The 23,903-nt window shown below is 57.3% G+C and carries 28 protein-coding genes and 2 tRNA genes; 11 read left to right on the top strand and 19 right to left on the bottom strand.

Annotated features, from left to right (window positions below; genetic code table 11):
* Nucleotides 1-64 precede the first annotated feature (64 nt).
* Nucleotides 65-141 (bottom strand) — tRNA-Met (locus NL123_RS26800).
* A 193-nt stretch (nucleotides 142-334) separates the two neighbouring features.
* The gene (locus NL123_RS26795) at nucleotides 335-886 is read right to left on the bottom strand and encodes an RNA polymerase sigma factor (RefSeq protein WP_248485987.1); all 552 of its coding nucleotides are present in this window, start codon (nucleotides 884-886) and stop codon (nucleotides 335-337) included.
* A gap of 261 nt (nucleotides 887-1,147) precedes the next feature.
* On the opposite strand from NL123_RS26795, the gene NL123_RS26790 reads away from it, so the two are divergent.
* The 11 genes from NL123_RS26790 to sctU are packed head-to-tail and all read left to right on the top strand — an operon-like array spanning nucleotide 1,148 to nucleotide 11,243.
* Nucleotides 1,148-2,200, top strand: a complete 1,053-nt coding sequence (locus NL123_RS26790; RefSeq protein ID WP_494356675.1) for a TyeA family type III secretion system gatekeeper subunit — start codon at nucleotides 1,148-1,150, stop codon at nucleotides 2,198-2,200.
* A complete protein-coding gene (gene sctV, locus NL123_RS26785) occupies nucleotides 2,197-4,290 on the top strand; it encodes a type III secretion system export apparatus subunit SctV (RefSeq protein WP_494356674.1) in 2,094 nt (697 codons plus the stop codon). Before NL123_RS26790 ends, sctV begins: the two co-directional genes overlap by 4 nt.
* 10 nt (nucleotides 4,291-4,300) lie before the next feature.
* Nucleotides 4,301-5,194 carry an FHA domain-containing protein gene (locus NL123_RS26780; RefSeq protein ID WP_494356673.1) on the top strand — a complete coding sequence of 298 codons (894 nt, stop codon included), beginning with the start codon at nucleotides 4,301-4,303 and terminating at the stop codon, nucleotides 5,192-5,194.
* Complete coding sequence (locus NL123_RS26775; RefSeq protein ID WP_248485991.1) at nucleotides 5,191-6,549, top strand: FliI/YscN family ATPase; 1,359 nt, start codon at nucleotides 5,191-5,193, stop codon at nucleotides 6,547-6,549. The genes NL123_RS26780 and NL123_RS26775 overlap by 4 nt, the downstream gene beginning before the upstream one ends.
* A complete protein-coding gene (gene sctO, locus NL123_RS26770) occupies nucleotides 6,536-6,964 on the top strand; it encodes a type III secretion system stalk subunit SctO (RefSeq protein ID WP_494356672.1) in 429 nt (142 codons plus the stop codon). Before NL123_RS26775 ends, sctO begins: the two co-directional genes overlap by 14 nt.
* Entirely contained in the window at nucleotides 6,961-7,419 is a 459-nt protein-coding gene (locus tag NL123_RS26765; RefSeq protein ID WP_494356671.1) for a type III secretion system HrpP C-terminal domain-containing protein, read from the top strand. The genes sctO and NL123_RS26765 overlap by 4 nt, the downstream gene beginning before the upstream one ends.
* Nucleotides 7,416-8,429, top strand: coding sequence for a FliM/FliN family flagellar motor switch protein (locus NL123_RS26760; RefSeq protein ID WP_248485994.1), 1,014 nt, complete (start codon nucleotides 7,416-7,418; stop codon nucleotides 8,427-8,429). Before NL123_RS26765 ends, NL123_RS26760 begins: the two co-directional genes overlap by 4 nt.
* Nucleotides 8,426-9,079 (top strand): type III secretion system export apparatus subunit SctR, encoded by a 654-nt coding sequence (sctR, locus tag NL123_RS26755; protein ID WP_248485995.1) that lies wholly within the window; start codon nucleotides 8,426-8,428, stop codon nucleotides 9,077-9,079. The genes NL123_RS26760 and sctR overlap by 4 nt, the downstream gene beginning before the upstream one ends.
* A 7-nt stretch (nucleotides 9,080-9,086) precedes the next feature.
* Complete coding sequence (sctS, locus tag NL123_RS26750) at nucleotides 9,087-9,350, top strand: type III secretion system export apparatus subunit SctS (RefSeq protein ID WP_065888055.1); 264 nt, start codon at nucleotides 9,087-9,089, stop codon at nucleotides 9,348-9,350.
* Nucleotides 9,351-9,360: 10 nt separating this feature from the next.
* Nucleotides 9,361-10,149, top strand: coding sequence for a type III secretion system export apparatus subunit SctT (sctT, locus tag NL123_RS26745; RefSeq protein WP_494356670.1), 789 nt, complete (start codon nucleotides 9,361-9,363; stop codon nucleotides 10,147-10,149).
* A complete protein-coding gene (sctU, locus tag NL123_RS26740; RefSeq protein ID WP_248485997.1) occupies nucleotides 10,146-11,243 on the top strand; it encodes a type III secretion system export apparatus subunit SctU in 1,098 nt (365 codons plus the stop codon). The genes sctT and sctU overlap by 4 nt, the downstream gene beginning before the upstream one ends.
* Here the strand turns inward: sctU and NL123_RS26735 are convergent, their stop codons facing one another.
* The 17 genes from NL123_RS26735 to lolB all read right to left on the bottom strand — a co-directional run bounded on the left by NL123_RS26735 (nucleotide 11,244) and on the right by lolB (nucleotide 23,900).
* Nucleotides 11,244-11,594, bottom strand: a complete 351-nt coding sequence (locus NL123_RS26735; protein WP_248485998.1) for a transcriptional regulator — start codon at nucleotides 11,592-11,594, stop codon at nucleotides 11,244-11,246.
* An 11-nt stretch (nucleotides 11,595-11,605) separates the two neighbouring features.
* Nucleotides 11,606-11,809: an HrpT family type III secretion system protein gene (hrpT, locus tag NL123_RS26730; protein ID WP_248485999.1), complete on the bottom strand. Its 204-nt coding sequence runs from the start codon at nucleotides 11,807-11,809 to the stop codon at nucleotides 11,606-11,608.
* Nucleotides 11,806-13,941: a type III secretion system outer membrane ring subunit SctC gene (sctC, locus tag NL123_RS26725; protein ID WP_494356669.1), complete on the bottom strand. Its 2,136-nt coding sequence runs from the start codon at nucleotides 13,939-13,941 to the stop codon at nucleotides 11,806-11,808. Before sctC ends, hrpT begins: the two co-directional genes overlap by 4 nt.
* A gap of 14 nt (nucleotides 13,942-13,955) precedes the next feature.
* Entirely contained in the window at nucleotides 13,956-14,366 is a 411-nt protein-coding gene (locus NL123_RS26720) for a type III secretion protein (RefSeq protein WP_348984768.1), read from the bottom strand.
* Complete coding sequence (locus tag NL123_RS26715; RefSeq protein WP_248486001.1) at nucleotides 14,350-14,568, bottom strand: hypothetical protein; 219 nt, start codon at nucleotides 14,566-14,568, stop codon at nucleotides 14,350-14,352. Before NL123_RS26715 ends, NL123_RS26720 begins: the two co-directional genes overlap by 17 nt.
* A gap of 85 nt (nucleotides 14,569-14,653) precedes the next feature.
* Complete coding sequence (gene sctL, locus NL123_RS26710; protein WP_248486002.1) at nucleotides 14,654-15,247, bottom strand: type III secretion system stator protein SctL; 594 nt, start codon at nucleotides 15,245-15,247, stop codon at nucleotides 14,654-14,656.
* A 572-nt stretch (nucleotides 15,248-15,819) separates the two neighbouring features.
* Complete coding sequence (sctJ, locus tag NL123_RS26705) at nucleotides 15,820-16,620, bottom strand: type III secretion system inner membrane ring lipoprotein SctJ (protein WP_248486003.1); 801 nt, start codon at nucleotides 16,618-16,620, stop codon at nucleotides 15,820-15,822.
* Nucleotides 16,621-16,625: 5 nt separating this feature from the next.
* Nucleotides 16,626-16,994: an EscI/YscI/HrpB family type III secretion system inner rod protein gene (locus NL123_RS26700; protein ID WP_248486005.1), complete on the bottom strand. Its 369-nt coding sequence runs from the start codon at nucleotides 16,992-16,994 to the stop codon at nucleotides 16,626-16,628.
* Nucleotides 16,995-17,107: 113 nt separating this feature from the next.
* On the bottom strand, nucleotides 17,108-17,308 hold the full coding sequence (locus tag NL123_RS26695; RefSeq protein ID WP_494356668.1) for a hypothetical protein: 201 nt from the start codon (nucleotides 17,306-17,308) through the stop codon (nucleotides 17,108-17,110).
* 150 nt (nucleotides 17,309-17,458) lie between these two features.
* Entirely contained in the window at nucleotides 17,459-18,406 is a 948-nt protein-coding gene (locus tag NL123_RS26690) for a sigma 54-interacting transcriptional regulator (protein ID WP_248486009.1), read from the bottom strand.
* A gap of 316 nt (nucleotides 18,407-18,722) precedes the next feature.
* The gene (gene ychF, locus NL123_RS26685) at nucleotides 18,723-19,823 is read right to left on the bottom strand and encodes a redox-regulated ATPase YchF (protein ID WP_003171595.1); all 1,101 of its coding nucleotides are present in this window, start codon (nucleotides 19,821-19,823) and stop codon (nucleotides 18,723-18,725) included.
* 21 nt (nucleotides 19,824-19,844) lie between these two features.
* Complete coding sequence (pth, locus tag NL123_RS26680) at nucleotides 19,845-20,429, bottom strand: aminoacyl-tRNA hydrolase (RefSeq protein WP_010213318.1); 585 nt, start codon at nucleotides 20,427-20,429, stop codon at nucleotides 19,845-19,847.
* A 167-nt stretch (nucleotides 20,430-20,596) separates the two neighbouring features.
* Nucleotides 20,597-21,193 carry a 50S ribosomal protein L25/general stress protein Ctc gene (locus NL123_RS26675; protein ID WP_033896953.1) on the bottom strand — a complete coding sequence of 199 codons (597 nt, stop codon included), beginning with the start codon at nucleotides 21,191-21,193 and terminating at the stop codon, nucleotides 20,597-20,599.
* Nucleotides 21,194-21,330: 137 nt separating this feature from the next.
* Nucleotides 21,331-22,272, bottom strand: coding sequence for a ribose-phosphate pyrophosphokinase (locus NL123_RS26670; RefSeq protein ID WP_003208392.1), 942 nt, complete (start codon nucleotides 22,270-22,272; stop codon nucleotides 21,331-21,333).
* Nucleotides 22,273-22,318: 46 nt separating this feature from the next.
* Nucleotides 22,319-22,393, bottom strand: a tRNA-Gln gene (locus NL123_RS26665).
* 36 nt (nucleotides 22,394-22,429) lie between these two features.
* On the bottom strand, nucleotides 22,430-23,281 hold the full coding sequence (ispE, locus tag NL123_RS26660) for a 4-(cytidine 5'-diphospho)-2-C-methyl-D-erythritol kinase (protein ID WP_248486013.1): 852 nt from the start codon (nucleotides 23,279-23,281) through the stop codon (nucleotides 22,430-22,432).
* Nucleotide 23,282: 1 nt separating this feature from the next.
* The gene (gene lolB / locus NL123_RS26655) at nucleotides 23,283-23,900 is read right to left on the bottom strand and encodes a lipoprotein insertase outer membrane protein LolB (RefSeq protein ID WP_494356667.1); all 618 of its coding nucleotides are present in this window, start codon (nucleotides 23,898-23,900) and stop codon (nucleotides 23,283-23,285) included.
* Nucleotides 23,901-23,903 lie beyond the last annotated feature (3 nt).

The raw sequence follows: 23,903 nt of genomic DNA, 5'->3' as shown, positions 1-23,903 counted from the left end.
CCCGCACGAGGCGGGCTTCTTGAGGTGGTTTAGAGACTCATGTAGACATCTATAAACCGGTACTTGGTGGCTACACAGGGACTTGAACCCCGGACCCCAGCATTATGAATGCTATGCTCTAACCAACTGAGCTATGTAGCCAAGTGGCGCGCATTATTCGCGTAGAACGGCAATGCGTCAAGTATTTATTTTGAGTTTTTATCTACGCTTTCAACTGTTTAAGCGAAATTACCGGATCGGGCGACGAGTGGTTCGCTATTCACCCGTCTGCACAGCAAGAAAAACCTGATCGCGTTGGGCAGATATCCCTGCCGCCCAACGCGGGGGGCTGATATTAAGGGAACTTCGCGTTGTGAGTGGCGCGTTTAAGCTGTTCACGCGCCCGGGAGAGGCGCGAGCGAACCGTGCCGATCGGAATGTCCAGTGCGTCGGCGGTGTCCTGATAGCTGCCGTCGGTTTCCAGTGAGGCGTACAGCGTCTTGCGCATCTCTATCGGCAGGTGGTCGATGGCGCTCAAGGTTTTCTCCAGGCGCCGATTGATTTCAAATTCCCAGTCCAAGTTATGGTTCTCTTCCTGTCCATGCCACAGCGATTCGTCGAATTCGCAATGCACGGGCTTGGCGTACAGCCGCCTGAAGTGGTTGCGTATGAGGTTTTGCGCGATACCGCACATCCAAGTGCTGAGCGTGGCATTCCCGCTGAAACGCTCACGGTTGCGCCAGGCTTCCAGGTACGTCAATTGCAGCAGGTCGTCTGCATCTTCGGGGTTGAGTACGCGCTTGTGGATGAATCTGCGAAGTTTTTTTTGCTGGTCATCTGTCAGGTGAAGCATGAATTGAGGCGAGCTGCCAACCAGGTGCGCTAAAGCTTCAATAGGGATATTCATGGATTTTTCCTTGGAGTAGACACAGTCGAAAGGTGTCGACGAGAACCCCGTTTGCACTGGCTGTGCCAAGCGGAAAAATTTCTTAATTTATTGATTTATATAAATAAAAATCTTGTATTAATGCGATTTTGTGCAAGTGTTTGCAGAGGGCGTTGCAGGCGCATGCAAGTTTTTTCAAATGTGCAGTGGGCCGCTAGCTGATGGAACCGCTTGGGTTGGTCTTGCCACACAGGTAGACACTCTTCCTGTTCAGGTCCGGCCATGATTGAATTCCCTTCCGAACTGTCAAAGACCCACACCGTGGATCAGCCACGTGTCAATCAGACGTCCACACCTGCTGCCACCACAGGCCCGGTTACCGATAACCTGGCTCTGCTGTTCAACGAGGAAGTGGTCGCCAACAACCGGGCGCTGAATCACCGGCAGCTCATCCTGCCCTTGGCATCAGTTCAGATGCTCAAGCAGATTTATAACCAATTGGGTCATCCCGCCAAGAAGACCTTTGCAATGGCCAGATTGCAGATCAAGCAGCAACTGGAAGTACGTGGTGATGTTGCGAAGTTGCTTGAGGTTTGCGAAGGCGACCCCACGCTCACTTGTGTTGTGCTCAAGAATGAGGAGGCCCTGGGGGGCACTGCAGCAGCCTTGGCACGCGATGCACGCATCATGCTGGAGGCTAGTTTCAGAGGGCAGATCCAGGCAGGTCTGAATACTGCGGCTGCATTTGAGGAGGGGTGTCCCAATCTGCAAGAACGCATGGCGGTGCGAATGCTCTATTACGAGAGTGTGGTTCCGCACCAATCCCTGCCGACGATGTTGCAGAAGCTGTTGGATGTATACGGTGTCGAGCGGTTTCCAGAAGGACTCAAGGTCATGCAAAGAGCCTTGGCGGACGATATCGCCGCCAAGGTGTCTTCATCGCCCAATGCGTCCCTGCGTACCTTGCTCCTGGGCCTGCAAAGCTGTGGGCAACTGAGCGGGGTGTTGGCGGCGTGTCAAGGACTGCGCCAACGACTGGCTGTCGATCATGATGCGGTAGTCCTGCTGCAACGACTTCTGGGGTTCACTGGCGGTGGTGTTGGCGCTGCGGAAATCCTGAGATTTGTAGATGATTTGCAGGGTGGTTCAACTGCGCAGCAATTGCTGGTCCTCAATGCACTTTTGCCAGTGGTCGAGCAATTGCCATTGGCTTTATGGCCCGATAGTACAGTACGTAATGAAACCCTGAATTGCTTCCGGGTAGTGATCGGGGAGCTGGACCGGATTGCACGTAGCCATGCACGTTTTCCACGTGAGCTGGAGGCCCGGGCGTGACGATGCTGTCGGTCATCAACCGCTTTCTGCTCAAGGCGGCGCAGCGCGCCGAAGTGCTGGGCGCAGTGGTGGTGATGGCCATCGTGTTCATTTTCATCGTGCCGCTGCCCACCTGGCTGGTGGACATTCTGATTGCGCTCAACATCTGTATTTCGTGCCTGTTGATCGTGTTGGCGCTTTACCTACCAGGGCCATTGGCGTTCTCATCGTTCCCCTCGATTCTGTTGCTGACCACCATGTTCCGTCTGGCGTTGTCGATTGCAACCACACGTCTGATCCTGCTGGAGCAGGACGCCGGCGATATCGTCGAGGCGTTTGGCAATTTCGTGGTCGGCGGCAACCTGGCGGTCGGGATGGTCATCTTCCTGATCCTGACGCTGGTCAACTTTCTGGTCATCACCAAAGGCTCGGAGCGGGTGGCCGAGGTGGCGGCACGTTTCAGCCTGGATGCCATGCCCGGCAAGCAAATGTCCATCGACAGCGACTTGCGTGCCGGCCTCATTGACGGCATGCAGGCAAGGGACAAGCGAGACCAGTTGTCCCGCGAGAGTCAATTGTTCGGGGCCATGGACGGTGCGATGAAGTTCGTCAAGGGCGATGCTGTCGCCGGCTTGATTATCGTCGTGGTCAACCTGTTGGGCGGCTTCGCCACGGGCATGTTCCAGCATGGCTTGAGTGCTTCCGACTCTATCAGCCTGTACTCGGTGCTGACCATCGGCGACGGCCTGATCGCGCAGATCCCGGCGCTGCTGATTTCTCTCACCGCCGGCATGATCATCACCCGTGTGGCGCCGGATGGGCGCAGGGGCATCACGAATATGGGCGCCGAAATTGCCCGGCAGATGACCAGCGAACCCAAGAGCTGGATGATCGCTTCGGTAGGGATGCTGGCGTTTGCGGCGGTGCCTGGCATGCCTACCGTGGTGTTTATCCTGATAGCGCTGGTCACTGGTAGCCTGGGGTATTTCCTGATGCGCCAGCGCCAACGGCAGGAACAACCCACTGCTGAAGCCGCAGAGGCGGTGCGCCCCGAAGAGAACGGTCGTGAGGACTTGCGTGGGTTTGATCCTTCAAGGCCGTACCTGCTGCAGTTCTCTCCGGTGCTGCGTGGGACGCCCGAGGTGACCGATCTTATTCACGCGATTCGCCAGGCGCGAAATGCGCTGGTCGCCAATATTGGCCTGACATTGCCACCGTTCGAGGTGGAACTCGATGACACGCTGGCCGACGATGAAATGCGTTTTTGTGTGCACGAAGTGCCGATGGTCAAGGCCTCGGTCGTCAGCCTGGTTGCGGTTGAGCGCAAGGCGCTCACGGTCGAACCCGCGCACGCCATACCGGGGCTGGCGGAGCGCGATGAACAGGAGTGGCTCTGGTTGGCGCCGGATGATCCGCTGCTCGATGATCCGCAGTTGGAGCGCTTCACCGCGGCGAGCCTGATCGTCGAGCGCATGAAGCAGGCGATGATGCTCAGCGGGCCGCAGTTCCTGGGGATCCAGGAGAGCAAGTCGATCCTCAGTTGGCTGGAGCACAACCAACCGGAATTGGTCCAGGAACTGCAGCGGATCATGCCGCTGTCGCGGTTTTCGGCGGTGTTGCAACGCCTGGCCAGCGAAGGTGTGCCGTTGCGGGCGGTGCGGCTGATTGTCGAATCACTGATCGAGTACGGCCAGCATGAGCGTGAACCGGACGCACTGGCTGACTACGCGCGTATTGCGCTCAAGGCACAGATCTACCATCAGTACCGCGAAGCCGACGGCCTGCAGGCCTGGCTGCTGTCGCCGCAGACCGAAAACATCTTGCGTGATGCATTGCGCCAGACCCAGACCGGCGTGTTCTTCGCCCTCGACGAAGAGCATAGCGCGGCGTTGATCAACCTGCTCAATCAAGCCTTTTGCGCACGCCCGAAATTCAAGAGCGTGATGCTGGTTGCGCAAGATTTGCGCAGCCCTTTGCGCACGTTGTTGGTGGAAGAGTTCAACCATGTGCCGGTGCTGTCTTTCGCTGAGCTGGGCAGTACTTCCAAGGTCAAGGTGTTGGGCCGTTTTGACCTGGGCCAGGATGAGCTGATGCGCGGTGCAGTGGCGTGAGGGCTTGATGATGTTCGAGTTACGCGTGCTTGACGGGCTGCACCAGGGTGCTGCGTTGCCGTTGTTTGGGGAGCAGTGGACCATCGGTGCCCACACCGATGCAGACCTGTTGCTGAGTGATCCTGGCATTGCCGAGCGGCATGCATGTCTGTGGCTTATCGACGGCGTTTGGTCGGTGCAGGCCGAAGCTGGGTTGTTACGCGGGGCTGACGGTCAGGTGCTGGCTCAGATCGCGCGTCTGGCGCTCAATGGTGTGTTTTCGGTGGGAAACGTACGGCTGTGTGTCAGCCTGGCTGATGAGCCCTGGCCTCAAGCGCCTGCGCCTGCGGCGCCGCCCGTGTTCAATGAGGCGGCACGGACACTTAAGTTGTCGACTATCTCCCACTCCCAGCAGAAGCGCTTGATCAGCCTGGTGCTGGCGATAACGGTCATCTTTATCGTGGTGGGTATGGCGTCTACGGGTGAGCCTGAGGCCAAGCCTTCCTTGATGCCGCCTGTGGTGCGCAAGCACGAGTTGGCTTCACCGTTCGAGGTGCGTCAGCAGCTGTTGAAGATGCTCAATGAGCGCGAGTTGAGCCAGCGCGTCAACTTGCAGGTGATCAATGGGCAGGTCGCCCTCGATGGTGATGTGTCCCAGGATGATGTAGAGCTGGTCGCACGCATGCTCAATCGTTTCGGCGAGCAATTTGACAGCGCGGTCCCGGTGATCAGCCGTGTGCGCGTGCGCGACGCAACCTTGCCGTTCAAGATTGTGCAGATCGTGGGTGGGCCCAACGGTCATGTAGTCCTGGAGGAGGGCGGCCGGCTGTTTGTTGGCGATGAAGTGGAGGGTCTGCGCCTGGTGCTGATCGACAACAGCAAAGTGGTGTTCGATGGCGTGCAGCAGTATGAGGTGCGCTGGTGAGCGTGGAAGTGCAGGCACGCCTCGAGGCCTGGCAGCAGCGTCAGGCTCAGTCGCTGGCTACCTTCGCGCCTGTGACGATGCGGGGGCGCATCCAGCGCGTCAATGGCATGTTGTTGCAGTGCCGACTGCCCCAGGCGCGTATCGGGGATCTGTGCCAGGTAGAGAAAAAGCCGGGCGACTACATGCTCGCCGAGATCATCGGTTTTGATCAGCAGGATGCCGTGCTCAGTGCCCTGGGCAACCTTGAAGGCGTGCAGGTAGGCGCCGGCGTGGAGCGCCTGGGTGTTTCGCATCGGGTCCAGGTCAGCGAGGCACTCCTGGGGCAGGTGCTGGATGGTTTCGGACGACCGATCACCGGTGATGGCCCCAGCGCCTTTGTCGAAGCCGACTTGCCGGATACCAGCGCGGTATTGTGTGAGGCTCCTTTACCCACCGAGCGGCCACGCATCAACCGTGCATTGGCCACCGGGGTGCGTTCGATCGATGGCCTGCTGACGCTTGGTGAAGGCCAACGCGTAGGGCTGTTCGCTGGCGCGGGGTGCGGTAAGACCACCCTGCTGGCGGAGATTGCCCGTAACGTGGAGTGCGACGTCATCGTGTTCGGCCTGATCGGCGAGCGGGGTCGCGAACTGCGCGAATTTCTCGATCATGAACTCGATGAGCAACTGCGCTCCAAAGCGGTATTGGTGTGTGCCACCTCCGATCGCTCCAGCATGGAACGTGCACGTGCGGCGTTCACGGCCACCGCATTGGCAGAAGGCTTCCGGCGCAAGGGGCAGCGTGTGCTGCTGCTGATCGACTCCCTGACACGTTTCGCCAGGGCCCAGCGTGAGATCGGCCTGGCTGCCGGCGAACCCCTCGGCCGCGGCGGCCTGCCGCCATCGGTCTACAGCCTGCTGCCGCGGCTGGTCGAGCGTGCCGGCCTGACCCGTGAGGGCGTAATCACGGCGATCTATACGGTGCTGATCGAGCAGGACTCCATGAGCGATCCGGTAGCCGATGAAGTTCGCTCGTTGCTCGACGGCCATATCGTACTGTCCCGTAAGTTGGCCGAACGTGGCCATTATCCTGCGGTGGATGTGCTGGCGAGCCTTTCACGGATCTTGAGTAATGTTGTCGAGCCTGCGGATATCCAGGCGGGTACAGCGCTGCGTCGCTTGTTGTCGGCCTACCAGCAGATCGAGTTGATGCTCAAGCTGGGGGAGTATCAGCCTGGGAGCGATGCCTTGACCGACCTGGCAGTGGACAGTCGCCAGGCTGTCGATGGTTTCTTGCGCCAGGACTTGCGTGAACCCACACCCATGGCGGCAACGCTTGCTCAACTCAAGGAGCTGACGGCCTATGTCCCATTCTGATGTGCTGCTCAGTGAAGTCGAGACGCTGTGCCGCCTGCGCCGTCACCGGGCAGACCGCGCCGAGCGCGCCCTGCGTGAAGCCAAGCGAGCCCAGCAGGCCCTGCTTGCGCATATCCAGCAGGCCCAGGATGCACTTGAGCAAACCCGGCAGGAGGAGGCCGTGCAAAGTGCTCAGTTGCTCAGCCAACACCAGGGGCAGGTATTGACTCGGCAGGCTCTCAAATCCTGGGCGGCGCAGGAGCGCTCGTTATCTGCCAATACACGTCGAGACATAGGGCAGTTGGAGGCCTTGCAGGGCCAGCGTGACGCTCAGCAAACCCGTGTCGGCAGCGCCCAGAAGCAGGTGACCGAGTGCCTGCGGCAGGTCGAAAAACTTCAGGAGTTGTCCCTTTTATTGGTACAGGAGCCGACATGACCCAGGTTGCAGATAAACCCGCTGAGCGTCCACGCGTACGTGAACATCGAGAGGAGCGCGAGCCGGGAACTCGAGGTGTTGTGCCTGCGGAATTGACCCGGTTGTTCAGCCAGTTGTGGGCCGGTGACGGCAAGGGTTCTGGCTCTGGCACTTCCCTGTCGGGTGCGAAATCCTCGGGCAGTGCCGTGATGATCGAGGCGCTTGCCGAACAACTGGTTCCGCGTCTCCAGGCCGCTTCGCAGTGGCCGCTTCAGGCCGTGTTGTACCTGCCGCGTCTGGGGCGGATCAATGCCAGTGTGCATCGCGAACAGAACAGCTGGAGTATCGATCTGGACGCGCAAGAGGAGGCGACGGCGCGCTGGCTCAGTGGCGTGCGGCGACAGTGTGAGGATCGGATTGCGCTGACGCTGGGGCAGCCGGTCAGCCTGTTTCTGCCTAATGTCGGCAGAGCATGATAGTGCCGCTGCTGACATTGCCTTCTATCAAGGGCGACACCGCTGCCGCGCGACGCCGGCTGGGACGCGGTTTGGGCCTGGCGTTTGAAGTGGCCGGGCAAGCCGGTCAGTTGCGGCTCGAACCTGGACGTGCCCCCGCAGGTGGCCAGGCGATGTGCTTCGAAACGGGGTGTGGCGTGCTGGCCCTCGCCGAAGCAGGGCCGCTGCTCAGCCTGCTGGGTGAATGCCCGGTGACGTTGGCCCCCTCCGGCAACGATCCGGATTCCTGGTTTTGGGCGCTGTTCCAGTTTCACCTGAGCCCTCAGGTGAAAGCCCTGTTGGGCTATGTGCGATTGCTGGATACCGAACGGCCCAAGGCGTTTGGCTGCCGGCTAAGTGTGGCCCTGGGGAAAACCCGGGTCGAAGGGTATGTGTGGCTGAAGCCCGAGAGCTTTCTGGCGTTGTGCGATGCCGGCCCCTGGCGTGCTACGGCCAGGCCGATGCCCGCGTCGTTTCAGTTGGCCATTGCCGTGACCCTCGGACATTTGCAGTTGCCGATTGCGCAAGCACGCAGCCTGCGGACCGGGGATGTGCTGCTGCTTGAGAGGATCTTTTTCCTAGCCCAGGGCAGCGGCCATTTGCAGGTTGGCAAACGGCGACTGAATGGCTGCATTGATGATAACAACGGGTCGTTGTGCCTGACCCTGACTTCAATTGAGGAGACTTCTGTGGATGAAGAATTCATAGCCCCCGACTATGCCGGTGATGAGGGCGACGAGCCAGTGATGGACGTATTCGGTCACGAACCGTTCGATGAATTGAGCATGGGGCTGAACGTACGCTGCGGCACGTTGAACCTGACCCTGGGCGAGTTGCGTAACCTCGCGCCGGGCGCGGTGCTGGGCATTGGCGGTTATGCGCCAGGCATGGCAGGCCTCTATTACGGCGACCGGCCGATTGGCCAGGGACAGTTGGTGGAAGTCGATGGACGCCTGGGATTGCAGTTATCCCGCGTGATGTTTGGCCGATGATACTTCAGGGGTTGGACCCCTTAGTCCTGGCGGTGTTTCTTGCGGCATTATCGTTGATGCCCATGTTGCTGGTGGTGTGTACGGCGTTCTTGAAGATTGTGATTGTGCTGATGATCACACGTAACGCTATCGGTGTGCAGCAGGTGCCACCGAGCATGGCCATCAATGGCATCGCGCTGGCCGTCACGCTGTTTATCATGGCCCCAGTCGGGTATCAGATCGCTGAAAGCGTCAAAGTCTCCCCCCTTGATCTGAGCAATGTGCAAACGCTCCTACAGACGGGAAGCGAAGCCATCAAACCGTTGCGTGCCTTCATGCTGCGCAACATCGACCCGGATGTGCTCACGCATCTGCTGGACAACACCGCACGCCTTTGGCCGGCGCAGATGGCCCATGAGGTGCAGCGCGAAGACTTGATCCTGTTGATTCCGGCATTCGTGCTGTCGCAACTGCAGGCAGGGTTCGAGATCGGTTTCCTGATCTATATCCCCTTCATCGTGATCGACCTGATTGTTTCCAATCTGCTGTTGGCGCTGGGTATGCAAATGGTCTCGCCGATGACCATTTCCCTGCCGCTCAAATTACTGTTGTTCGTGATGGTGTCTGGTTGGTCGCGTTTGCTCGACAGTCTGTTCCTCTCCTATCTCTGAGTGGCTTATGGAACCCATCGTGCTGTTCAAGCAAGGCATGTTGTTGGTGGTTGTGCTGTCGGCACCGCCATTGATCGTGGCGGTAGTCGTGGGCGTGATGACGTCCCTGGTGCAGGCGCTGATGCAGGTGCAAGACCAGACGCTGCCTTTCGGCATCAAGCTGGTGGCGGTAGGTATCACGTTGATCATGACCGGCCGCTGGATTGGCGTGGAGTTGATTCAACTGATCAACCTCACCTTTGACATGATCGGCCGATCGGCCCTGAACTGAGGCCCTGCCTGTGCTGGTTTATCTCGAGTATCTGCCCAGCCTGGTGATTGGCATGGCGCGTATCTACCCTTGCGGCATCCTGGTGGCAGCCTTCTGTTTTCAGCATATTCGGGGCATGCCACGGCATACCATCGTGATGGTCCTGGCCTTGCTGCCTGCACCGGGTATTCATGCGGCGTTGGTCGGCCAGGACTACTCGGCGATGCTGCTTGGGGTGTTGGTGCTCAAGGAGGTGGGCCTGGGGATTTTACTGGGCGTGCTGCTTTCGATGCCGTTCTGGATGTTCGAGTCGGTGGGGGCGCTGCTGGACAACCAGCGCGGCGCCTTGGCGGGTGGCCAGCTCAACCCTTCGTTGGGGCCGGATGCGACACCGATCGGGCATTTGTTCAAGCAGCTGGCGATTTTCCTGCTGATGGTCAGCCTGGGGTTGGGGACGTTGACCCAAGTGATCTGGGACAGTTATTTGATCTGGCCGCCCACAGTGTGGTTTCCGGTGCCGGCCATTAACGGCATGAGCGTGTTTATCGACCTGTTGGGGGAGACGTTCACGCACATGATGCTCTACGCCGCGCCGTTTATTGCAGTGTTGCTGTTGCTGGAGTTCGGCATCGCACTGCTGGGGGTCTACAGCCAGCAGTTACAAGTGAGCACGCTGGCGCCACCAGTCAAGAGCCTGGCGGGGATCGGCATCCTCTTGCTCTACTTCACGTTGCTGCAGGACCTGATTGTCGGGCGTATGGGGCTATTGGGTGACCTTAAACAATCGCTGAGGTTGTTGATCAAGGTCGCTATCCCATGAGTGACTCCGGCGAAAAAAAGCACCCGGCGTCAGCCAAGAAGCTGCGGGATCAACGCAAGAAAGGCCAAGTCGCCCAAAGCCAGGATGTGGCAAAGCTGGTGGCGCTTACGGCCATCAGCGAAATTGCCTTGTTCACTGCCGAGAGCAGCCTGCAACGCTTCCAACAATTGATGCTGCTGCCGATGTCGCGCCTGACCCAGCCCTTTGCCCGAGCGTTGGAGGAAGTACTGTTTGAAGGCATGGTGGTGTTTTTCTCATTCGCCCTGTTGATGGCCGGGGTGGCGATTGCCGCCAAGCTGATCAGCAGTTGGATGCAGTTCGGGTTGCTGTTTGCACCGGAGACCCTGAAGCTGGATTTCAATCGCCTCAACCCGATCAGCCAAATCAAGCAAATGTTCTCGGCCCAGCAGTTGATGAACTTGTTGATGAGTGTCGCAAAAGCCTGCCTGATTGCGTTGATTCTGTATGTGGTGATCTGGCCCTCATTGGGTACGTTAGTCAATTTGGCCACCAGTGATCTGCAGAGTTATATCCTGGCGTTGATCGCTTTGTTTCGCCACCTGCTGCATGTCTGTCTCGGCATGCTGCTGGTGCTGGCGCTCATCGACCTGATCATGGCGAAGCACTTTTTTGCCAAACGCATGCGCATGACCCAGGTGGAGGTCGTCAAAGAGTACAAAGACATGGAAGGCGACCCCCATGTAAAGGGCCAGCGGCGCGCACTGGCGCAACAATTGGCCCAGGAGGAGCCGAAGGTCAAGCTGCCCAAGCTGGAAGAGGCCGATATGCTGGTGGTCAACCCGACGCACTTTGCTGTGGCCTTGTACTACCGCCCCGGTAAAACGCCGCTGCCCTTGCTGGTCAGCAAAGGCATGGATGCCGAAGCCCGTAAACTGATCCATCGCGCCAAGGTCGCCGACGTACCGGTAATCCAGTGCGTGTGGCTGGCCCGTACGCTCTACACAAGGCAGCTGGGTACCAGTATCCCCCGCGAAACCCTGCAGGCGGTTGCAGTGATTTATCGCACCTTGCGCGAGCTCGATGATGAAGCCAAGCGCGAAACCCTGGAGTTGCCGGAACTTGAGCAACGTTGATCAGCGGTTTCTACCTGCGTCCAAGGCTTGCAGATTGGCCAGCGACAGCAGACGGCTGAGGACCCTGTCCACAGCACTGTGGGCTGCGGGCAGAGCGTGCCAAATCACCAGAGCATCCTGGTCGTCGACGTAGATAAAACAACCATCGAACGCCAGCGCCTGCTCAAATCGCCGTTCTAACACCCGCTGCAATTGCCCGGCCTGCACTGCTTCGCGAGCGATCTTCAGTGCCAGTCCCTGGCGGTTTCCAGCCCGCAGTGCGCAAGCGCTGATACCGGGTGCCAGGGACAGGTGAGCATCGGTGCCGCTCACCAGGCTGCTCAGAAATACCTGGCGTTGATCGTCGGGCATTGGCTGGTGCTTCATCGTTCAAGCGAAATCGTCTGGTAGTCCGCGCGCTCGCCGGAGGGGCCGGGTTCGACTCGCATTGATGAGGGCCACCAGATGACCATCTTGTCTTTGGTCGATTGTGGGCGTGAGCACGAATCACCTTTGCAGGTAGGAGTGCATCCGCTGACGAGCAAGGCTGCACTGATCAGGATGATACGTAACGGTCTGTATTTCATGGCGTGGCCTTTTGAGCAGGTGTGATCAAGGAGGGACGGGGCACGCTGAGGTGTGCATCCTTCACTACTGGGCGCATGGCGATAAACACCTCGGTTTCCTCACCTGGCTTGAGCCAGGCGCGCGGCCACACGGTGACTGCCAGGGTCTGCGAGTTACTGCACTCCTTTTCGTCGATACGTACGTTGCGTTTGAACTGGTTGCGTAACACCACGACCGCTACGTTGTATTCTGGGCCCGCGTACCACTGGCTACGTTCGTTATTCAGCGCCAGGAGGTCACGGGTGTTGCATAAGGTGTTCAGTCCCAGTGGCATCGGCGCCGCGTTGAACGCCTTGGGCACTTCCCCGCTGACCAGATGCGCCAGGGTAGAAATGATGTCACTGCGCTTGATGACCGGCTGATGGGGAGCCAGGCGTTTGGCCAACGGAGCGAGGGCGGCCTGCAATTCGGCTTGGTCGGCTTGTGGCAAGTAGCGCGACGGGTCGTCCTGGTCCCCGATGACGCGTGGGGTGAGGATGAACAGGCGTTCACGGCGATTGCTATGGCGTTCTATCGATGAAAACAGTGCCTTGCCCAAAAGCGGAATATCTCCGAGCAACGGTATCTTGCTGTGCTTGTCGGTGTTGTCGGTGACATGGAAACCGCCGACGACCAGCGAACGTTTTTCCTCCATGACTGCCTGGGTACTGACCTTGCCCCGGCGCACATCAGGGTGGTTGGGCGTTGGGTTGGTCTCGTCGAAACTGCCATCTTCGATGTCGACCGCCAAATGGATCCGGTGAGCGCCCCGGCCGGTGGTGACCCGAGGTATGACTTGAAGGCTGGTGCCCACGGTGACCGGCAAAGTGGTTGCGAAATCTCCACTGGTGGTGATGTATTGGGTGCGGTTGAAGTCGATCACCGCCGGTTGGTTCTCCAGGGTGAGCACCGAGGGGTTTGAGACCATGGTTGCCAGTCCCTTTTCTTCCAGCGCGCGTATGTCGGCGTAGAAGCGATCGCGATGTTCAATCCACAGCTGCGACGAAGTCCCGGGTGCCATGTTGACGCCACCCCGGAAGCGGCTGTTCTGGAAACCCCAATTAACGCCGAATTCACGCAGTTGTGTACGCTCGATGTCGAGAATGATCGCATCGATTTCTATCAGCTTGCGTGCGACATCGAGTTGAGTGATCAACTCGCGGTACATGGCCTGGCGTTCGGGCAGGTCATAGATCAGCACGGCGTTGTTGCGCACATCGGCTTCGACACGGATTCGTCCGGCAGATACCGGCGCGCGCGGGGTAACCGCCGGCCCTGCGTCCACCTGCCCTGTGTTGGCGTGTGCACCGAGCATTTGGCCCAGCAGCGGGTTGCCCAACCGTGGCACATTGGGTGTGAGGGGGGCCGGTTGGGATGTTGGGCGTTGAGACAGTCCTGTAAGCGTCGAGGCGGAGCGCGGTTCCAGCAGGCCACGTAAAATGCTGGCGACGCCGGGCACGTTGAGCTTCTCGCCGCGATAATCCACCTGGCGGTCTGCCGCATTGGCAAACTTCAACGGGTAACTGAGCACGCTCTGTTTTTCATCTGCAGAGCGACGCTGGCTGCTGAATTGCTTGATCTGTTCTATGTAGCGCTTGGGGCCGGAGACGAGTACCACACCGTCTTCCGGCAACTCGCCCCAGCCAAAGCGGCTATCGAGCAGGCCGATATCGGTCAGGGCCTGCTTGAGGTCCGCTATCGTCTCTGAAGAGACCTCCAGGCGCGCGGACTCCTGTTGGTCAAGCGTGCTGACGAATAGGGTGTTGTTGTAGAGATACCATTGAAAACGATGCTCGACGCCCAGTCTGTCCAGCAGAGACTGGGGGGTATTCGCGCGGATCTTACCGTTGACGTTGCCTTCCAGCAGGCCCTCGATTTGCAGTTGGGTGCCAAAGGTCTGAGCGAAGTCTTCGAGTACTTCGCGCAGCGGTTTGTGCTCGGCCTCGTAGGCGTACGCGGTGTTTTTCCATTCGGGGGGGATGGCGGCCAAGGTGTTTCCTGCTGGAATCAGCAACCAGGAAAGCAGCACCAGATTTCGCCAATGAGGTCTTTTGGGCGAGTCGTCAGGCGAAGCAAGGCGCAAAAAAGTGCGCTTGTGGTTCTTGTTATGCATTGTCGGCTCTCTGGTTAGTACGACAGTGAACGTAGTGAGGTGGGTCTTAGGTTCCGGGGCTGGTGAGCAAAGCGTGCACACGCAGCGCGCCAGGTATCGCGTTGGTTGAGCAGGGCTTCGAGGCAAACGAGCACGCACGCCTCTCTTTGTTCGCCTTGCAGGCTTTGAATCAGCCAAAGCGCACCGTTGTCGGCTTTTCGGGCAAGTGCGCCTTGGAAATGATTCAGGCTGACGAAGCCCAGGCGCATCCACCGCTGCAAGGCTGTGTTATCTGAGCAGGTCGACGTCAGTTGAGCGGCGAGTAATAAAGACCCACTCTGGCGTTTTAATACGATTGGGTCATCGCCTTCATAGAAGGTTGTCTGTTCATCGCGGCTGTTTAACCAGTCACTGACTATCGCCTGCATATTATTGAAAACTCTCAAAACAATTCTTGAGCAGCAGGTGATTAACTCGATTGTGTTCCAGATAGGACATTTGAGTTGTCATTTTCTTTACGGCCAGTTCAAAGAACAGATCGGCGTCGGCATCGTCTGCCTGGGTGGCGAGAGACGTTGATTTGAATGTGTTGTGCGCGCGCTTGCTATTGTTCAGAAGTTGACGTGGTAGATCGCTGAAAAAGTCCATGGGTATTTCCTTTTTGTTTGCCGGGATAGTGAGTGAACACTGGATTTTTTCCCGGTGCGGAGGGCAAATGGCAAAGTCGGTAGCGTTAGATGTTTATCCGGTACTCGTTGCTGTGAATAAAAAAGGTATCGAGCATTGAGCGCCAACTGATACGAAAGTCTCCTTCGTCGGTTTTCAATACGAGTGTCTGAGAAGGAGTGGAACCGTCAGCATGAAGTTTCCAGAACATCGGCTTGTGAGTGGCCAGACACTGTTTTATTTCCTCAAAATCATTGGGGTGACATAACAGGGCTGCTTCGATCTCTGGGACTTGATTGGCCATCAATTGCTTCAGCATGGCTGCAAGCCTTTTGGGAGCTACCGTCTCGTCGAGCACACAGCGAATTGCCTGATTGGTGATGGACGTCGCGTACTGTTCCAGGTTGTCGAGCATTGCTTGGCGGTCGCGCTCCCAGCGCTTGAATTGCGTGTCTGCGCGCTGCCAGATCTCAAGCGATGAGGTTTCCAGAAGCGCTTCGCATTTTTTTTCTGCCTGGCGTATCAGTTCAGCGGCTTTAGTATGGGCGCGGTTCAAGAGCTCTTCTGCTTGCTCCCAGTTCGCAAGTTCTTCCCGGGGTATCAGATTGCCTCGCAACCCGGGTGTGTCCTTGAACAACTCAAGGGTGTATCGGCATAACATCGCTGGTCTCCTCACCATTGGAGTCAGGAAGCGTGGGGTCGTCCGCCCAGGTTGTAATGCGCCAGACTATGGCTTGCCATAACGTGTTCAGCCGACTGTTTACATGCTCGAATGAGGTGTTATTTTCCTCTACCCTCTGCACGCGCTCACGGGAAAAACGCAATCTAAGACGCTGCCAGGTAGTGGGTTCCACCCAGCTATGGAGCAGTTGCAGCGGGTCCAGGCTCGGCAACAACAGGTCTGGCGGGAGAGCCTTGGATAGACGCATGCACCACAGGTGATGGCTATCGCTCAACGGCATTGCCGGCTCAGTGCAGAAGGTTCGCTGAACCAGCGTGAGTGCCAGGCTCAGTTGTTCCTCGGAGGCCAGGGCCAGGTGCAATACCGTGGAGGGGGGCGTGGGAGGCAGGCAGGCTGTCACTCCCATGAAGTCGCGTGGCGTCCATCGCCTGCTTCGATAAAGCGCGTCAACCGCCCTGTACTCATCACCCTTCCAGTCGTCGTGCGCGTGCCTCCAAGGGAATGCCCACCATTTAGCCCAAGCCAGGTGTTCAGCGATGGAGGGGTACGGACTAGGCATCATGAGCCGGACCGACTGATTCACCTGCTACGGGCGAGCCTTGTAGGAGCTTTTTACGTCGATTGTGCAGGACCAGTGCGGCGACTACCGCTGCCACCATACCGAGCAGTGACGCGATAACGCTGCTTCGCCAAAAGGCGAGATTCTCGCTGGGCACCAGGAACGGACCGAAGTACACCAGGCGTTGCTGTTCCTGATAGGTAGTGGCAGGTACGAAGATCACGGTAAGTTTTTGCAGGTTGTCCACTGCAGTGGTCATGCCTGGGATGCTGCTTGCCACCATTCTGCGAACGCGCGCGCGGATGTTATCGGGGTCTAGGCGCGGATCGTGCTTGATGAATACCGAAGCGGATGCCGGTTGGACAGGTTCTCCTGGAGCGATGCGTTCGGGCAATACTACGTGCACACGTGCAACGATAACCCCGTCAATTTTGGATAAGGTCGCTTCAAGCTCCTGAGATAAGGCATAGATATAGCGTGCTCGCTCTTCCAGAGGTGTGGAAATAACCCCTTCCTTGCGAAATGTATCGCCTAGCGAAGTTCGAGCCACCCTGGGTAAACCAGCGGCTTCCAGCGTGCGTACTGCACGTCCGATGTCGGTTGCTTCTACCGCTACGACGACACCATCTTTTGCCGGGATTTTTTGGGCGCGAATATGTTTGTCTGCCAATTCAGCGACCACCTCATTGGCTTCTTGCTCAGAGAGTTGGCGATGAAGTTCTACGCGGTCACCGCAACCGCTTAACAGAAAGATAGCCGTGAGAAATAGAGCGGCCGGTAGAATGTTATTCATGATGACTATTGCAAGTTACAGATTTTGTCGATGCATTGAGTTGCCTTGCCAAGGCTTTTTACCATCAGTTGTGAGGTGATAACGGCACCTGATAATTCGCGTGGGTATTCGTTGAATGCAGTCATGTCTGTGCTGTTACTTGATGATTTCAGCGCTCGCGCCATGCGATTTTCTTTGGCTTTAAGCAGTTCCGATAGCTCTGCCAGTATGGTAAGTGTGGTACCTGAATCTGTAGGAGCGCGCGCCGACGTTGAAGGAGCGAGCATAGCGCTGAAAAAAGTGGCGTCTGTGTTGAAGGCCGAATGTTCTCGCGTGTCACGGGAGTCTTCGGAGCGGTGGTGTTGCGTTAAGAGTGCATATTCTTCTATCTGCATGTGAGGCCTTCAAGGTGGGAGAGCTAAAGCAGATGCTGAATGTTTGTGGATGCCATGATTGTTGTAATTTATATAGCGGCCTCCCCGGCAGTCGAGCCGGGGAGGTTATTGCGTTATCGCACTTCTTTACCTGCGGAGTACGCGTTTGTAATGGTCTTCGCTTGCAGGCTCTGCTGAAAACCTTTCTCGGCGACTGCGGCTGCTCGCGCGATCTGGTCATCGCTGCCTGGGGATACTTCATTGCCCGATAACATATCTTTGAGCTGTTGAAATATTGCGTTGTTGTTGCTACCAGATATACCAGAAATACTCATAATAAACTCCAAGTTCATCTATAGGGTTTGATTTACTCGCCTCGGATCAAGACACACAGCGGGTCTGCAAGGCTGATAAACTTAATCCAAGCTATGACTGTGTGGCGAGCGTGTATGAAACGTTCCGGATATTTTCGAGAGCATATGTTTCTATATGTTTTCCAATGAATAGGTTTTTGCCAGTGATATGTCCAGTTGTTTCATTCGGTAGTACAGCGTGCGCTTTGCAAGGCCTAGTTCTACGGCCGCGGTGTCTACACAATGGCGGTGGCGATGCAGCGACTCCTCTATCAAAGCTTTTTCAATTTGTTGCAGGCGAACTTTAAGGCTTACTTGGGTTTCTCGCTGGCTGTCTCCGGGGGGGGAGAGCGGTGACAAGCCCAGCACAAAGCGTTTTGCTGTCGACCGGAGCTCACGAATATTCCCGCGCCACGAGTGACTGAGCAGTTGTTGCAGTAACCCGCCTGAAGGGGGCGGGGCTGTGCATTTGAAGTGGTCGGCTTCCTGCTGGACCATTTCCAGGAACAACGGAATGATGTGCTCACGTCGATCGCGTAATGGCGGCAGCTGGATGTTCACGACATTCAGGCGGAAATAAAGATCACGTCTAAAGGTGCCCCGTTCGACCATCTGGTGGAGAGAAGCTTGGGCAGACGCGATGACACGCATGTCCACAGGGATGAAACGGGTTGAGCCCAGGCGCTCTACTCCACGCGACTCCAGAACGCGCAGCAGTTTGGCTTGCAGGCCCAATGGCATGCTATCGATCTCATCAAGGTAGAGCGTGCCCAGGTGGGCTGCCTCAATGAAGCCTGCCCTGGATTGCATCGCTCCGGTATAGGCACCACTGTTGACGCCGAACAATTGGCTTTCCGCAAGGCTTTCCGGGATGGCCGCACAGTTCACGGCAACAAAGTTGCCTCGGCGTCCCGATAAGCGATGAATTCGCTCTGCCAAGGTATCCTTGCCGGTACCGGTTTCTCCCAGTAACAGCAGGTCAATATTGAGGGTCGCCGTGCTGTTAAGTGTCTGTTCAATGTCCGGGCCTTCGATGAGTGACGTTGCCGTTTCATTTTCTTTGTTGAAGGCAGCCGACATTGAATGATGCTCCGTGCTCGCTATTACGCCATTGTCAAAAATACGGTATGTAGATGCTGACTAGTAACGCCTAGGGTATAGAAGTTTTCATACTTTCTTAAGGTGGGAAGGGGGAAAGTCTTGTGGGGAAGTGTCTCTTTTTTGTGGCGATAAAGTGACTATTTTGAACTTGAGCTTGAGGGGGGGTAGGAGAAGTCTGAAATTATTTAATATTTTGATGTGAGTAGTCACTTGTTGAGCATTAAACAGTCACGCATAAAAAAAGCCGATGCAGAGCATCAGCTTTTTTATCTGTAGCTTAAATGGCGAGTGATGATTACACGTTAAACCGGAAATGCATCACATCGCCATCTTTTACAATGTATTCCTTACCTTCCAAACGCCACTTGCCCGCTTCCTTGGCACCGGCCTCACCCTTGAACTGGATGAAGTCGTTGTAGGCAATCACTTCGGCGCGGATAAACCCTTTTTCGAAGTCCGTGTGGATCACCCCAGCAGCCTGTGGTGCGGTAGCACCGACCTTGACGGTCCACGCACGGACTTCTTCGACACCGGCGGTGAAGTAGGTCTGCAGGTTGAGCATTTCATAACCGGCGCGGATCACACGGTTCAGGCCAGGTTCTTCCAGGCCCAGGGCCTCGAGGAACATGTCTTTTTCTTCACCGTCATCCAGCTCGGCGATTTCCGCTTCGATCTTGTTGCACACCGGCACCACGATGGCGCCTTCTTCGTCGGCGATGGCCTTGACCACGTCCAGCAGTGGGTTGTTCTCGAAACCGTCTTCAGCGACGTTGGCGATGTACATCACCGGCTTGGTGGTCAGCAGGTGGAAACCCTTGATCACGGCCTTCTCATCGGCGCCCATGTTCTTCATCAGGCTGCGTGCCGGCTTGCCTTCGGTGAAGTGAGCAATCAACTGCTCCAGCAGGCCTTTCTGGACGACTGCGTCCTTGTCGCCGCCCTTGGCGTTACGTGCGACTTTCTGCAGTTGCTTCTCGCAGCTGTCGAGGTCGGCGAAGATCAGTTCCAGGTCGATGATCTCGATGTCGCGTTTCGGGTCGACGCTGTTGGATACGTGGATTACGTTCTCGTCTTCAAAGCAGCGGACCACGTGAGCGATGGCATCGGTCTCACGGATGTTGGCCAGGAACTTGTTGCCCAGGCCTTCACCCTTCGACGCACCGGCGACCAGGCCGGCGATGTCGACGAACTCCATGGTGGTCGGCAGGATGCGCTTGGGATTGACGATGGCCGCCAGGGCGTCCAAGCGTGGATCCGGCATCGGCACGATACCGCTGTTGGGCTCGATGGTGCAGAAGGGGAAGTTCTCCGCCGCAATACCGGATTTGGTCAGGGCGTTGAACAGGGTGGATTTGCCGACGTTGGGCAGGCCGACGATGCCGCAATTGAATCCCATGGTGTTTCCCCTCGGTAAGAGTCAGGCCTTCTGGCTGTGCAGGTTTTTCATCGCGCGGTTCCATTCACCGGCGAAGATATCCGGCAGCACGCCGAGGGCAAAGTCGATGCTGGCATCGAGTTTTTCCTGTTCGGCGCGTGGCGCACGACCCAGGACGAAATTTGAAACCATACTGGCAACGCCTGGGTGGCCAATGCCGAGCCGCAGACGGTAGAAATTATTCTGATTACCCAACTGCGCGATGATGTCGCGCAGGCCGTTGTGCCCGCCATGCCCGCCGCCCAGCTTGAGCTTGGCAACACCGGGTGGCAGGTCCAGTTCGTCATGGGCCACCAGGATTTCCTCGGGTTTGATCCGGAAGAAACCCGCAAGCGCCGCGACAGCCTGGCCGCTGCGGTTCATGTAGGTGGTGGGAATCAGCAGACGAACATCCTGACCCTGGTGCGAAAAGCGCCCGGTCAGGCCGAAATATTTGCGATCGGCCACCAGGTTCACACCTTGGGCGTGGGCGATGCGCTCAACAAAAAGGGCCCCCGCGTTATGCCGGGTCTGTTCGTATTCGGCGCCTGGATTTCCCAGGCCAACGATCAGTTTAATGGCAGTCACGACAGGGGCCCTTCCTTTGGAGTTGTGGATAACATCGCCAGACCTGAGTGCGGCGAAAGTGGACGACACTACATCATTTACTCAAGAGTAAACGCCGCGTTATCGCCCGCTTTCTCGCTACGTTTCGGTCCGCGATGTTTCCTCAAGCTCCGGCAATGCAGAGTGAATTACTCTGCAGCGCCTTCTTCAGCTTCTGGAGCAACGCGTGGAGCGTGAACGTTGGCAACTGCTTTGTCATCACCGTGAGCCAGTGCGACAAACTCAACGCCTTTAGGGGCCTTGAGGTCGGACAGGTGAACGATAGCGCCGATTTCCAGAGCCGACAGGTCGACTTCGATGAACTCAGGCAGGTCTTTCGGCAGGCAGGTCACTTCGATTTCGTTCAGTACGTGCGAGATCTCGCCGCCTTTCTTGACCGGAGCGTCTTCACCAACAAAGTGCACAGGCACGATAGCGGTCAGTTTCTGGCCAGCTACAACGCGAACGAAGTCTGCGTGCATGATGAACTGCTTGGACGGGTGACGCTGCATCGCTTTAACGATGACGTTCTGCTTGGCGCCGTCGACGTTCAGCTCGATAACGTGGCTGTAGGCAGCTTCGTTTTCGAACAGCTTGGCGATTTCCTTGGCCAGGATGGTCACGGATTCAGCAGGCTTGTTACCACCGTATACAACGGCTGGGATGTTGGCGGCGTGACGCAGGCGGCGGCTCGCACCTTTCCCCAGGTCAGTACGCGCTTGGGCGTTCAGAGTAAAGTCAGTCATTTTGTATCTCCAAAATAGCCATCATCGAGCGGCGTTTGCGACCAGCGCCGGCCTCGACATGGGCAAAAAAGCCCCGCCCCAACAGAATGTCGGGGCGGGGCGCTTTTCGTCAGTGGAATGTACCGAAGGTTTGACCCTTAGCGGAACATCGCGCTGATCGATTCTTCATTGCTGATACGGCGAACCGCCTCGGCAACTACCGGTGCGATATCCAGTTGACGGATACGCGAACAGGCTTGAGCAGCAGCGGACAACGGGATGGTGTTGGTCACCACCAGTTCGTCCAGCATGGAATTCTCGATGTTCTCGATCGCTCGGCCCGACAGCACAGGGTGTGTGCAGTAGGCGAAGACTTTAGCGGCACCGTGCTCTTTCAAGGCTTTCGCCGCGTGGCACAGGGTGCCGGCGGTGTCGACCATGTCATCAACCAGAATACAGGTACGCCCTTCGACATCACCGATGATATGCATCACTTCAGAGTGATTGGCTTTCTCGCGGCGTTTGTCGATGATCCCGAGGTCCACGCCCAGGGATTTGGCAACGGCCCGTGCACGCACGACGCCACCAATGTCCGGGGACACGATCATCAGGTTTTCAAAGCGCTGGTCTTCGATGTCATCCACCAATACGGGGGAGCCGTAGATGTTATCTACCGGAATATCGAAGAACCCCTGGATTTGGTCAGCGTGCAGGTCAACCGTGAGAACACGGTCGATACCTACCACGGTCAGCATGTCAGCAACGACTTTCGCGCTGATGGCCACACGTGCGGAGCGCGGACGGCGATCCTGACGGGCATAACCAAAGTAAGGGATTACAGCTGTGATTCGAGTCGCTGAGGAGCGGCGGAAGGCATCAGCCATCACGACGAGTTCCATCAGGTTATCGTTGGTCGGAGCGCAGGTCGGCTGAATAATGAACACGTCTTTACCGCGGACGTTTTCATTGATCTCGGCTGTAATTTCGCCGTCGGAGAATTTACCGACAGAGATGTCACCGAGAGGGATATGCAGCTGACGTACGACACGTCGAGCCAGATCGGGGTTGGCGTTCCCCGTAAAGACCATCATCTTGGACACGCGCAGTACCTAGAGGCTGAGGGTAACCTGGATGAGTATAGGAAAATGGCAGGGGCGGCTGGATTCGAACCAACGCATGGCAGGATCAAAACCTGCTGCCTTACCGCTTGGCGACGCCCCTGTATCTGTTGCAACGAGTGCCTAACACTCGGTTCCTTTAGAGCAGACTTTGCAACTTGCGATGCAACATCGAAACGTTGCTTCCCTTTGCTACAAACCCTGTAAGGGTCTCTGTAAGAAGGGCCGAGACTTTATCAGCTTCAGCTTTGCTTGGGAAGCCCCCAAACACACAACTTCCAGTTCCGGTTAATTTTGCTTCGGTAAATTTACCTAACAAATTCAAAGCGTTACGTACCTCTGGATAACGCCTTGCTACAACCGGTAAGCAGTCATTTCGACTGTTTCCCTTGGGAACGGGGCGCACTTTAATGGGAGAAGAGTTACGTGTCAACAACGGATCTGAAAAAATTTCTGCTGTACTTACAGATACTTGCGGCACAAGCACGACATACCACGGCTCTTCGGGGTATTCCGGGGTGAGTTTCTCCCCCACACCCTCGGCGAAAGCCGCGTGCCCACGCACGAAAACCGGGACGTCGGCGCCCAGTGTCAGGCCCAGTGTGGCCAGCCGATCATGGTCCCAACCCAGTTGCCACAAGTGATTCAGGCCCAGCAGAGTTGTCGCGGCATTCGAGCTGCCACCGCCGATGCCACCGCCCATGGGCAGGATTTTATCGATCCAGATATCGATGCCGAGCGCGCAACCGGATTGCTCCTGAAGTTTTTTTGCGGCCTTCACGATCAGGTTACTGTCGTGAGGCACGCCTTCGAATTCGGTATGCAGCTTGATCACGCCATCGTCGCGTACAGCGAAGGTCAGCTCGTCGCCGTAGTCGAGGAATTGAAACAGCGTCTGCAGTTCGTGATAGCCGTCTTCACGGCGACCGAGAATGTGCAGCATCAGGTTGAGCTTGGCCGGGGAGGGCAGGGTCAATGTTTGTACGGACACGTTATTGCCCCAGCTTGCGTGGTTGCCAGTCCTTGATCACCAGTGTGACGTCAAGGTCGGGACCATGCAGCTTGATGCGCTCTGGCAACCAATAGCCGCTTTGCTCTACGTAGCTCAAATACTCGACCTGCCAACCATCCTGCTCCAGGCTGGCCAGGCGGCTGTCGCCGTTGAGGCTCAGGCGACTCTTGCTGTCAGGTGCGGGCAAACCGCGTACCCACCACACCAGGTGAGACACCGGCAGCTTCCAGCCGATCTGTTGTTCCAGCAATTCTTCCGGAGAAGCCGCTTCGTAGCGGCCCTGGTTGGCCACTTCAAGGCTGACTTGCCCCGGCCGGCCGGTCAGGCGTGCGGCGCCACGGCCCAGCGGGCCAGACAGGCGAATATCGTAGTAGTCCTGGCGTTGCAGCCAGAACAAGGTGCCGCTGCCGGAGTCTTTCGGCGCGCGAACCCCCACTTTGCCTTCGATCTGCCAGCCATCGATGCTGCTGAGCTGGTCCTTGTGCTGCTTCCATTGCGCCGGGTTGCCCTGGCCTTCAACGGATTCACGGCTGCCGATGCCCGCGCAACCGGCGAGCAGGGCTATGAGGCTGAAAATAACAACGTGGCGCAAGAACATAAG

Source organism: Pseudomonas sp. FBCC-B1565 (genome assembly GCF_059133265.1).
The sequence above is the reverse complement of the archived record's forward strand: the minus strand, read 5'-3'. Positions and strand labels throughout refer to the sequence as shown.